The sequence below is a fragment of the Roseivivax isoporae LMG 25204 genome (genome assembly GCF_000521865.1).
In the GTDB taxonomy this organism is placed as follows: Bacteria; Pseudomonadota; Alphaproteobacteria; order Rhodobacterales; family Rhodobacteraceae; genus Roseivivax; species Roseivivax isoporae.
In genome coordinates, this window is record NZ_JAME01000010.1 from 122,617 (window position 1) to 132,865 (window position 10,249).

At 70.9% G+C, this 10,249-nt stretch carries 10 protein-coding genes; 7 read left to right on the top strand and 3 right to left on the bottom strand.

Going from position 1 to position 10,249, the window contains the following annotated elements:
* The first annotated feature begins 96 nt into the window (after positions 1–96).
* The 6 genes from ytfQ to RISW2_RS08660 all read left to right on the top strand — a co-directional run bounded on the left by ytfQ (position 97) and on the right by RISW2_RS08660 (position 6,559).
* Entirely contained in the window at positions 97–1,041 is a 945-nt protein-coding gene (ytfQ, locus tag RISW2_RS08635) for a galactofuranose ABC transporter, galactofuranose-binding protein YtfQ (RefSeq protein ID WP_043769147.1), read from the top strand.
* Between the two features lie 72 nt (positions 1,042–1,113).
* Positions 1,114–2,625, top strand: a complete 1,512-nt coding sequence (locus tag RISW2_RS08640) for a sugar ABC transporter ATP-binding protein (protein ID WP_051491880.1) — start codon at positions 1,114–1,116, stop codon at positions 2,623–2,625.
* On the top strand, positions 2,622–3,644 hold the full coding sequence (locus RISW2_RS08645; protein ID WP_043769149.1) for an ABC transporter permease: 1,023 nt from the start codon (positions 2,622–2,624) through the stop codon (positions 3,642–3,644). The genes RISW2_RS08640 and RISW2_RS08645 overlap by 4 nt, the downstream gene beginning before the upstream one ends.
* Entirely contained in the window at positions 3,641–4,612 is a 972-nt protein-coding gene (gene yjfF / locus RISW2_RS08650; protein ID WP_043769151.1) for a galactofuranose ABC transporter, permease protein YjfF, read from the top strand. Before RISW2_RS08645 ends, yjfF begins: the two co-directional genes overlap by 4 nt.
* On the top strand, positions 4,609–5,349 hold the full coding sequence (locus RISW2_RS08655; RefSeq protein WP_211238686.1) for a FadR/GntR family transcriptional regulator: 741 nt from the start codon (positions 4,609–4,611) through the stop codon (positions 5,347–5,349). Before yjfF ends, RISW2_RS08655 begins: the two co-directional genes overlap by 4 nt.
* A gap of 82 nt (positions 5,350–5,431) precedes the next feature.
* The gene (locus tag RISW2_RS08660) at positions 5,432–6,559 is read left to right on the top strand and encodes an NAD(P)/FAD-dependent oxidoreductase (RefSeq protein ID WP_244437532.1); all 1,128 of its coding nucleotides are present in this window, start codon (positions 5,432–5,434) and stop codon (positions 6,557–6,559) included.
* Here the strand turns inward: RISW2_RS08660 and RISW2_RS08665 are convergent.
* Entirely contained in the window at positions 6,556–7,485 is a 930-nt protein-coding gene (locus RISW2_RS08665; protein WP_043769155.1) for a D-amino acid aminotransferase, read from the bottom strand. The two genes, RISW2_RS08660 and RISW2_RS08665, sit on opposite strands and share 4 nt — an antisense overlap.
* Positions 7,486–7,550: 65 nt before the next feature.
* Positions 7,551–8,519 (bottom strand): TAXI family TRAP transporter solute-binding subunit, encoded by a 969-nt coding sequence (locus RISW2_RS08670; RefSeq protein WP_043769157.1) that lies wholly within the window; start codon positions 8,517–8,519, stop codon positions 7,551–7,553.
* A 171-nt stretch (positions 8,520–8,690) separates the two neighbouring features.
* On the opposite strand from RISW2_RS08670, the gene RISW2_RS08675 reads away from it, so the two are divergent.
* Positions 8,691–9,377, top strand: coding sequence for a GntR family transcriptional regulator (locus RISW2_RS08675; protein WP_043769160.1), 687 nt, complete (start codon positions 8,691–8,693; stop codon positions 9,375–9,377).
* Between the two features lie 7 nt (positions 9,378–9,384).
* On the opposite strand, the gene RISW2_RS08680 is transcribed toward RISW2_RS08675, so the two are convergent.
* Positions 9,385–10,143 (bottom strand): SDR family NAD(P)-dependent oxidoreductase, encoded by a 759-nt coding sequence (locus RISW2_RS08680; RefSeq protein ID WP_043769221.1) that lies wholly within the window; start codon positions 10,141–10,143, stop codon positions 9,385–9,387.
* Positions 10,144–10,249: the final 106 nt, after the last annotated feature.

Sequence of the window (10,249 nt, forward strand, 5' to 3'; positions counted from 1 at the left end):
GGCGCTGGCGCGCGTGTGCAGCGGAATCCACGGTTGCCAAAAGTATTATAATATGAGTTTACTCGGGCAGGCTTCGGCCTCATGAGGGAGGAATTCATGAAGACATTGATGCTCGGTGCGGCCATGGCCGCGCTCTCTACAGGTGTGTCCGCGCAGACCATCGGCTTTTCCCAGATCGGATCGGAATCCGGCTGGCGGGCGGCCGAGACCACCGTGACCCGGCAGGAGGCCGAGGCACGCGGCATCGACCTGCGCTTCTCGGACGCGCAGCAGCGGCAGGAGAACCAGATCGCGGCGATCCGGTCCTTCGTTGCGCAGGGCGTCGACGCGATCCTGCTCGCCCCCGTGGTGGCGACCGGCTGGGACAGCGTTCTCGAGGAGGCCAAGGAGGCGGAGATCCCCGTGGTGCTGCTCGACCGGCAGGTGGACAGCTCCGAGGACCTCTACCTGACCGCGGTGGGTTCCGACCTCGTGCACGAGGGCGCCGTCGCCGGCCAGTGGCTCGTCGACAACAAGCCCGAGGGGGCCTGCCGCGTGGTCGAGCTGCAGGGGACGACCGGCTCCTCGCCCGCCATCGACCGCGCCAACGGCTTCCGCCAGGCGATCGAGGGCACGCCCGACATCGAGATCGTGCGCAGCCAGACCGGCGACTTCACGCGCTCGGGCGGCAAGGAGGTGATGGAGAGCTTCCTGCAGGCCGAGGGCGGCGGCGACAACATCTGCGCGCTCTACGCCCACAACGACGACATGGCGCTCGGGGCGATCCAGGCGATCAAGGAGGCCGGCATCGATCCCGGCGACGACATCCTGATCGTGTCGATCGACGCGGTGCCCGACATCTTCAAGGCGATGGCCGAGGGGGACGCGAACGCCACCGTCGAGCTGACGCCGAACATGGCCGGCCCGGCCTTCGACGCGCTCGCGGCCTACATGGCCGACGGCACCGAGCCCGAGAAGTTCATCCAGACCGAGTCCGCGCTCTACACGCAGGACGACGACCCGATGGCGCAGTACGAGGCCCGCAAGGACCTGGGCTACTGATCGCAGGGCGGGAACCGGCGCGGCGCCCCGCACGGGCGCCGCGTCCCCCCGCGTTTCGACAAAGGGCGGCCGATGCTCCTGACCATCCGCGACCTGACCAAGACCTTTCCCGGCACCGTCGCGCTCGACGGCGTGCGGTTCGATCTCGCCGCGGGCGAGGTGCATGCGCTCCTCGGCGAGAACGGGGCGGGAAAATCCACGCTCATCAAGTGCCTGACCGGCATGCATGCGCGCGACGGCGGGCAGATCGCGCTCGACGGGCAGCCGATCTCGCCCGGCTCGACCCAGGAGGCGCAGGCGCTCGGCATCGGCACCGTCTACCAGGAGGTCAACCTCCTGCCGAACCTCACCGTGGCCGAGAACCTGACCTTCGGCCGCCAGCCCGTGCGCTTCGGCATGGTGTCGCGGCGGCGCATGCATGAGGAGGCGCGCGAGATGCTCGCGGGCTACGGGCTCGACCATGTCGACGTCGCGCGGGAGCTCGGCGCCTACCCGGTGGCGGTCCAGCAGATCGTGGCGATCGCCCGCGCGGTCGCGCTGTCGGGCAAGGTGCTGATCCTCGACGAGCCGACCGCGAGCCTCGATGCGCGCGAGACCGAGACGCTGTTCGAGGTCGTGCGCGGCCTGCGGGCGCGCGGGCTCGGCATCATCTTCATCTCGCATTTCCTCGACCAGGTGTTCGACCTGACCGACCGGGTCACGGTCCTGCGCAACGGCCGGCACATCGTGACCGCCGGCACCGCGGCGCTGAACCGCGTCGAGCTCATCCACCACATGCTCGGCCACGAGCTCGAGATGGCCGAAGCGCGCCGCGGCGTGCAGCGGGACGGCCCGGCGATGCTGCGGGCAGAGGGACTCGGGCGGCGCGGCCGGATCGCGCCCTTTGACCTCACCGTGCGCCGGGGCGAGGTGATCGGCCTCGCGGGGCTGCTGGGCTCGGGCCGGACCGAGACCGGCGACGTGCTCTTCGGCCGCACGCCCGCCGACCGTGGGGCCCTGCGCGAGCCCGACGGAACCGCGGTCGAACTGCGCTCGCCGCGCGCGGCCATCGCCGCGGGCTTCGGCTATGCCCCCGAGGACCGCAAGACCGACGGGATCGTCGCGGACCTGTCGGTGCGCGAGAACATCGCGCTCGCGCTGCAGGCCCGGCGCGGCTGGGCACGGCCCCTGCCCCGCGCCGAGGCGCGCCGGCTGGCCGAGGACTACATCCGCCGCCTCGACATCCGGCCGGCCGACCCGGAAAAGGCCGTGGGCCTGCTGTCGGGCGGCAACCAGCAGAAGGTGGTTCTGGCGCGATGGCTTGCCATGAACCCGCGCTTCCTGATCCTCGACGAGCCGACGCGCGGCATCGACGTGGGCGCGCATGCCGAGATCCTGAGGCTCGTGGGCGACCTCACCGATGCGGGCATGTCGATCCTGCTCATCTCGTCGGAACTCGACGAGCTCATCGCCGCCTCGGACCGCGTGATCGTTGTCCGCGACCGGAGGCACGTCTCCGAACTCGTGGGCGAGGACATCTGCACCGACCGGATCGTGCAGGCCATCGCCCGCCCCGACGCCGATCCCGAAGGAGCCAGAGCATGAGCCAGGGCCTGCGCCGCCTCGCCCCGCAACTGGTCACGCTGGCCGCCGTGGTGGCGCTGGTCTCGGCCTTCTTCCCGGGCTTCCTCGCCGTCGAGATCGCGGACGGCCGGCTCGTCGGCAGCGCGGTCGACGTGCTGAAGCGCGGCGCGCCCGTCGCGCTGCTGGCGGTCGGAATGACTCTGGTGATCGCGACGCGCGGGATCGACCTGTCGGTTGGCGCGGTCATGGCGATCTGCGGCGCGGCATCCGCCTGGGCGGTATCGAACGGGCTGGGGCTCGGCGCGGCGCTGGCGCTCGGGCTCGGCGCCGGGCTCCTCTGCGGTCTCTGGAACGGGGTGCTGGTGGCGCTCTTCGGGATCCAGCCCATCGTCGCCACGCTGATCCTCATGGTCGCGGGGCGCGGCGTGGCGCAGATGATCACCGAGGGGCGCATCCTGACCTTCAGCCACGAGGGCCTCGCGTTCTTCGGCGCGGGCGACGTGGTCGGCGTGCCGACGCCGATCCTCATCTGGATCGTGACCGGGGTGGCGGTGGGCCTCCTCGTCCGGCGCACGGCGCTCGGGCTCCTGATCGAGGCGATCGGCATCAACCGGCCGGCAAGCGCCCTGGCCGGGGTCAACGCGCGCGTCCTGCTGATCGCGGTCTACGTGGCCTCGGGCCTCTGCGCCGCCATCGCGGGCATCGTGGTCGCCGCCGACATCCGCGGGGCGGACGCCAACAACGCGGGCCTCTGGCTCGAGCTCGACGCGATCCTCGCGGTGGTGATCGGGGGCACGTCGCTTCTCGGCGGGCGCTTCTCGGTCGCCGCGTCGATCCTCGGGGCGCTGGTCATCCAGACCATCGACACCGGCATCCTGCTCGCGGGCTTCCCGTCCGAGTTCAACCTCGTGATCAAGGCCGGGCTCGTGGTCATCATCCTCGTGCTGCAATCGCCGCGGCTCGGGCCCGGCCTGCCGGGCTTCGGCCTGCGCGCGCCGCGCGCGGCCGGGGTCGCCCGAACCGAAAAGGCCACCGAATGACGTCCCGCCTGCTGCCGCTCTACGCCACGATCGCGATCTTCCTCGCGGCCTACCTCGTCTGCTACCTGCAGTTCCCCGCGATGCTGTCGACGCGGGTTCTGGGCAACCTGCTGACCGACAACGCCTATCTCGGCATCGTTGCGGTCGGCATGACGGTCGTGATCCTGTCGGGCGGCATCGACCTGTCGGTCGGATCGGTCATCGCGTTCGCCGGGGTCTTCATCGCGGTCCTGCTGCGCGACACCGGGCTGCACCCGCTCGCGGTCTTCGCGCTCCTGCTCGCCACGACGACGGCCTTCGGCGCGGCGATGGGCGGGCTCATCCACGGGCTCGCCATGCCGCCCTTCATCGTGACGCTCGCGGGCATGTTCCTCGCCCGCGGGGCGGCCTACATGCTGACCATCGACAGCGTGCCCATCGACCACGACTTCTACGACATGCTGCGCAGCTACCAGCGCCTGCCGGGCGGCGGGCGGCTGACGGTGATCGGCGCGACGATGCTCCTGTCGGTCCTCGCCGGGATGATCCTCGCCCACCGGACGCGGTTCGGCACGGCGGTGCTCGCGCTCGGCGGCGGCGCACCGACGGCGCGGCTGATGGGCGTCTCGATCGGCCGCACGACGGTGCTGATCTACGCGTTCTCGGGGTTCATGGCAGGGCTTTCCGGCATCGTCTTCTCGATCTACACGGGCTCGGGCTACCCGCTCGCCACCGTGGGGACGGAGCTCACCGCCATCGCGGCGGTGGTGATCGGCGGTACGCTCCTCACCGGGGGATCGGGCTACGTGTTCGGCACGCTGATCGGCGTGCTGACCATGGGACTGATCCAGACCTATATCGTCTTCGACGGCTCGCTCTCGAGCTGGTGGACCAAGATCGTGATCGGCATGCTGCTTCTCCTCTTCATCCTGCTGCAGAAGGGCCTGCTGATGCTCGGCCACGGGCGCGGCGCCGTGTCGGCCACATGACGCGGCTCCTCGAACGCCTCGACCCGATGCGGCGCGAGCTCGGCGGCAACCACGGCCGCGTGGTCGAGGGGCTGGGCCGCGCGATCACCGCGGGCGACCCGGCCCCCGGGGAACTGCTGCCCCGCGACGAGGAACTGGTCGAGACCTTCGGCGTCTCGCGCACCGTCCTGCGCGAGGCGCTCAAGACGCTGGCGGCGAAGGGCATGATCGTGGCGAAGGCGCGCGTCGGCACCCGTGTCCGGCCGCGCAACGCGTGGAACATGTTCGACGAGCAGGTGCTGCGCTGGCATCTCGACGGCGAACCCTCGGACGCGTTCTACAAGCAGCTCTTCGAGATGCGCCTCGCCTTCGAGCCGCACGCGGCGGGGCTCGCCGCGCGCAAGGCCACGGCGGCGGACGTGGCGCGGCTCTTCGACTGCGTGACCGCGATGCGGCGGGCAGGCAACGAGGTCGACTTCTCCGTCGCCGATCTCGAGTTCCATCGCGCGGTGTTCGACGCGGCCGACAACGCGTTCCTCTACTCGGTCGTCTCGCTGGTGGGCGCGGCCTTGCTGTCGCTGCTGCGCCGCTCGTCGCCCGAGCCGAAACCCGGCCAGCAGAGCCGCATCTGCGACGGCCACCAGCGTATCGCCCAGGCGATCGCGGACGGCGACGCCACCGCCGCGCAGGAGGCGATGAAGGCGGTGATCGCCGTGGGCTGGACGCGCGTCTTCGGCGACGATTCCGCGATCACCTGACCGTGGCCTCGACGAGGCTCGCACGCGGCGCGGATCGGCGCTATGCCTTCGCACATCCGGGATGCACGGACGGAGACGCAGGGTGGACAGCTTCGATTTCGACACGGTGGTGGTCGGCGCGGGCGCGGTCGGGCTCGCCATCGCGGCGACGCTGGCCGAGCGCGGACAGTCGGTCCTCGTGATCGAGGCCGGCGCGCGGCCGGGCGAGGTCACCACCGCGCGCAACAGCGAGGTCGTGCATGCGGGCCTTTACTACCCGACCGACAGCCTGAAGCACCGGTTCTGCGTCGAGGGACGGCGCCTGCTCTACGCCTTCATGGACCGCACCGGCGTGGATTACCGCAAGTGCGGCAAGCTCGTCGTGGCGACCGATGCGGCCGAGGAGGCGCGGCTCGCCGAGATCCACGCGCTCGGGCGCGCGAACGGGGTCGAGGGCCTGCGCCTCCTGTCGCGCGCCGAATGCGCCGCGCGCGAACCGGACGTGGCGGCGACGGCCGCGCTCTGGTCGCCCGAGACCGGCATCTTCGACGCGCACGGCTACCTCCTGCGGCTCATCGCGGTCCTCGAGGACCGTGGCGGCATGGTCGTCCTGCGCACGCCCTTCGTGTCGGCCGAGCTGTCGGGCGACGGGTTCCGCATCGCCACCGGCGGCGCGGATCCGGCGACGCTCCGCGCCCGCCGGCTCGTCAACGCGGCGGGCTTCTGGGCGCCGGCGCTCGCCGCCGCCATCGAGGGGCTGCCGGCGCGGTCCGTGCCACGGCAATGGCTCGCCAAGGGCTCCTATTTCCGTCTCACGGGGCGCGCGCCTTTCTCGCACCTGATCTACCCGGTGCCGGTCGACGGGGGTCTCGGCGTGCACGCGACGCTCGACCTCGGTGGCGCCGTGCGCTTCGGCCCCGATGTCGACTGGCTGCCCGAGGGCACGATGCCCGACGAGATCGACTACTGCGTGGATCCGGCCCGCGCGCGGGCCTTCGAGGAGGCCATCCGCCGCTACTGGCCGGGCCTGCCCGACGGCCGCCTCGAACCCGATTACAGCGGCGTGCGCACCAAGCTGAAAGGCCCCGGCGCGGGCTTCTTCGATTTCGACATCCAGACCGAGGCGCGGCACGGCGTGCCCGGGCTCGTGAACCTCTTCGGGATCGAGAGCCCGGGCCTGACCTCGTCGCTCGCCATCGGTGCCGCGGTCGCCGACGCGCTCACGGCCTAGCCGCCGGTGACCTCGGCCACCAGCGCCTTGTAGAGCGCGCGGATGCGCGCGGTGACCGGGCGGTCGCCGTCGCCGATGGGCTTGCCGTCGATCGAGGCGACGGGCGTCTGCGCACCGAAGGTCCCGGTCAGGAACGCCTCGTCCGCGCCGTAGGCCTCGTAGAGCGAGAAGTTCTTCTCGAAGACAGGGATGCCGTTCGCGCGGCAGAGCGCGATCACCTTGGCGCGCGTCACCCCGTTCATGCAGTAGTCGCCCGTCGAGGTCCAAACCTCGCCCTTGCGCACCACGAAGAAGTTGCAGGCATTCGTGGTGTTCACGAAGCCATGCGGATCGAGCATCAGCGCCTCGTCCGCGCCCGCCGCCTCGGCCTGCAGGCAGGCGATCACGCAGTTGAGCTTGGAATGCGAGTTGAACTTGGGGTCCTGGCTGTTCGGCAGGCCGCGCACCTGCGGCACGGTCGCCAGCCGGATGCCCCGCGCCTGCAGGCTCTCCGCGGGTTTCGAATGCTCGGCGATGATGACCACGGTCGGTCCGGACCGGCTGAGCGCGGGATGCTGGAACGGCTTGTCCTTCACCCCGCGCGTGACCATGAGCCGGCAATGCGCGTCCGAGGTCATGCCGTTCGCCTCGGCGGTGCGGTTCAGCGCCTCGAGCACCCCCTCCCGCGTCAGGCCCGGATCGAGCGACACCGCCTTGCAGGAGGCGAAGAAGCGGTCCATGTGCTCGTCGAAGAAGGCCCACTGACCGTTGTAGAGCCGCATCCCCTCCCACATCCCGTCACCCAGCATGAAGCCGCTGTCGTAGACCGACACCTTGGCCTCGTCGCGGTGCACGAGCTCGCCGTTCACGTAGATCAGGATGTCGCGGTTGCGGTCGTCCGCGGCGGCGTCGTGGGTCGAATGGCTGGCGTGCGGCGCGTCGGTCATGCGGGGCCCTTCTCTGGCTTCGGGATCGGCCGCCGCACCGGCGGTCGGTGCGGCGGCGGCAGGACTTACATCCAGCCCTGTTCGCGATAGTAGCGCTCGGCCCCGGGATGCAGCGGCGCGATGATGCCGCGCGTGATCATGTCCTGCTTCTCGAGATTGGCGAAGGCCGGGTGCAGGTCTCGGAAGCGGTCGAAATTGTCGAAGACCGCCTTGACCACCGCGTAGACCGCCTCGTCCGAGGTGTCGGTCGAGGTCACGAAGGTCGCGAGCGGCCCGTAGGAGCGGATCTCGTCCTCCTGCCCCTCGTAGAGGCCGGCAGGGATCGTTGCGGCGGAATAGTAGGGCGTCTCGGCGATCATCGCCTCGACCTCCGGGGCGTCGATCTGCAGGAAGCGGGTGTCGCAGGACACCGTCGCCTCCTTGATGTTGCCGACGGGATGGCCGGCCGAGAACATCATCGCGTCGATCCGGTTGTCGCAGAGCGCGGCGCTCTGTTCCGACGATTGCAGCTCGGAGGCGAGCGAGAACGACCCGACGTCGATGCCCACGGTCTCGAGCAGGACCTCGGCCGTGGCGCGCGAGCCCGAGCCCGGATTGCCGATGTTCACCCGGTGGCCCGGCAGGTCCTGCAGGGTCTCGATGCCGCTGTCAGCGCGCGCCACCACCGTGACCACGTCGGCATGCGCCGAGAAGATCGCGCGCAGGTTTTCGTTCGGCCCGGCATCGGCGAAGGTGCTCGTGCCGTTCACGGCGTGGTACTGCCAGTCGGACTGCACGATCCCGAAATCGAGGTCGCCGCTGGCGATGCCGTTCAGGTTCGCGATCGACCCGCCCGTGGCCGAGGCGGTGCAGCTGAGGCCGTTGTCGTCCGCGCGCCGGTTCACCAGCCGGCAGATCGACTGGCCGACCACGTAGTAGAGCCCGGTCTGGCCGGCCGTGCCGATGGTGATGAATTCCTGCGCCGCGGCGGGGCCGCCGGCTAGCAGGCCAGCGCCGGCGACGAGGCCGAGCATGCGGGTGCGCTGATGGGTCATGGAACCTCCGTGGGTGCTGGACAGGGACCCGGGCGGGTCCGGGCGTGGCCGCGATCCGGCCGCTTTTATTGTCCGACAATCAGACACTCGGATCGTGCGATGTCAACACTTGATGGCGTCGCACGGATCGGGGACTGTGCGCACCGGACGCAACCCCGAGGTTCCGACGGCATGCAGACGGACGCGAAACCGCTCGAACCCGTGACGCATGACACCCTGCGCAGCAGGGTGGCGCAGCGGCTCGCGCATCACATCGTCGGCGGCAATTTCCTGCCCGGCCAGCGGCTGACCGAGCGCGAGCTGACCGAGGCGCTGGGGGTCGGCCGGGGCTCGATCCGCGAGGCCGTGCGCGAGCTCGTGGAGGCGCGCCTGGTGATCAGCGAGCCCTACAAGGGTATCCGCGTGCGCTCGATCTCGCGCCGGGATCTCGAGGAGCTCTACTCGCTGCGCACCACGCTCGAGCGCTTCGCCTTCGAGCTCCTCTGGAACCGGCGCACCGATGCGGCGCTCGCCGATCTCGCCGCGCGCAACGCCCGGCTCATCGAGGTGATCGAGACGGGCGGCGACCCGGTCGAGGCGATCGACCGCGAGTTGCACCTGCACGCCTGGTGCTACGAGATGAGCGGGCACGACCTCCTGCGGCGGAGCTGGGAGGGCATGCGCCCGCACGTGAACTTCTACTTCTCGATGCACCAGCGCGCGCATGGCCGGGCCGGGCCGCGGCGGGAAAGCCACGACACCTACGTGCGGCTCGCCTGCGGCGAAGACCTGTCCGCGATGCTCGACCATCTCGACGCGCACATGCGGCAGGGCCTCGCGCGCACCATGGCGGAACTCGGCCCCGAAATGGGGGCGTGAGCCGCGCCTAGTCCGCGGTCCAGCCGCCGTCGACGGTCAGATGCGTGCCGGTGACCAGCGCCGAGGCATCCGAGGCCAGGTAGAGCACCGCGCCCATGATGTCCTCGACCACACCTGCGCGGCCGAGCTTGATGCGGTCCTCGATCCAGGCGCGCCGCGCCGGATCGGCAAAGGTCGCCTCGGTCAGAGGCGTGCGGATGAAGGTCGGGCAGAGCGTGTTGATGCGGATGCCGAGCGCCCCCCACTCGATCGCCATGGCCTTCACCATGCCTTCGAGCGCGTGCTTCGAGGCGCAGTAGACGGCGCGGTCGACGCCGCCCACATGCCCCATCTGCGAGGAGACATGCACGATGGACCCGCCGCGTCCCGCGGCCTTCAGCGCGCGGGCCGCGCGCTGCGACAGGAAGTAGGCGGCGCGCAGGTTCACGTCCATCACCGCGTCGAAATCCGCCGGCTCGGTGTCGAGCGCGGGACCGTGCCGCGCGAGGCCTGCGGCGTTCACCACCACGTCGGCCGGCGCGTCGAAGAGGGCGTCGAGAGCGTCGAGATCGGCCACGTCCGCCGTGCGCGCCTCCGCCTGCCAGCCCTCGGCCCGCAGCGCCGCGACCGCCGCGTCGAGGGGACCTGCGCGGCGCGCCACGCAGGTGACGTGCGCGCCCGCCTCGGCGAGAGCCCCCGCGCAGCCGAGGCCGATGCCCGACGAGGCGCCGGTCACCAGCGCCCTGCGGCCGTCGAGCCTGAGGGACGGTGTGCGGGGCAGGATCATGCCGCCCTCCCCGCGCCCGTCCGGATTGCCTGTCCGTCCCGCCATGTCGCTACTCCGCCGCCCCGCGCACCGCGGCTCCGGTACCATAGGGCACGTTGTCGCCGCC

Bases quoted from the DNA above. Each gene is read 5' to 3' on its own strand.
- ytfQ (WP_043769147.1), top strand. From the start codon at position 97: ATGAAGACATTGATGCTCGGTGCGGCCATGGCCGCGCTCTCTACAGGT.
- yjfF (WP_043769151.1), top strand. From the start codon at position 3,641: ATGACGTCCCGCCTGCTGCCGCTCTACGCCACGATCGCGATCTTCCTC.
- RISW2_RS08670 (WP_043769157.1), bottom strand. From the start codon at position 8,519: ATGACCCATCAGCGCACCCGCATGCTCGGCCTCGTCGCCGGCGCTGGC.
- RISW2_RS08680 (WP_043769221.1), bottom strand. From the start codon at position 10,143: ATGATCCTGCCCCGCACACCGTCCCTCAGGCTCGACGGCCGCAGGGCG.
- RISW2_RS08675 (WP_043769160.1), top strand. From the start codon at position 8,691: ATGCAGACGGACGCGAAACCGCTCGAACCCGTGACGCATGACACCCTG.
- RISW2_RS08645 (WP_043769149.1), top strand. From the start codon at position 2,622: ATGAGCCAGGGCCTGCGCCGCCTCGCCCCGCAACTGGTCACGCTGGCC.
- RISW2_RS08640 (WP_051491880.1), top strand. From the start codon at position 1,114: ATGCTCCTGACCATCCGCGACCTGACCAAGACCTTTCCCGGCACCGTC.
- RISW2_RS08665 (WP_043769155.1), bottom strand. From the start codon at position 7,485: ATGACCGACGCGCCGCACGCCAGCCATTCGACCCACGACGCCGCCGCG.
- RISW2_RS08655 (WP_211238686.1), top strand. From the start codon at position 4,609: ATGACGCGGCTCCTCGAACGCCTCGACCCGATGCGGCGCGAGCTCGGC.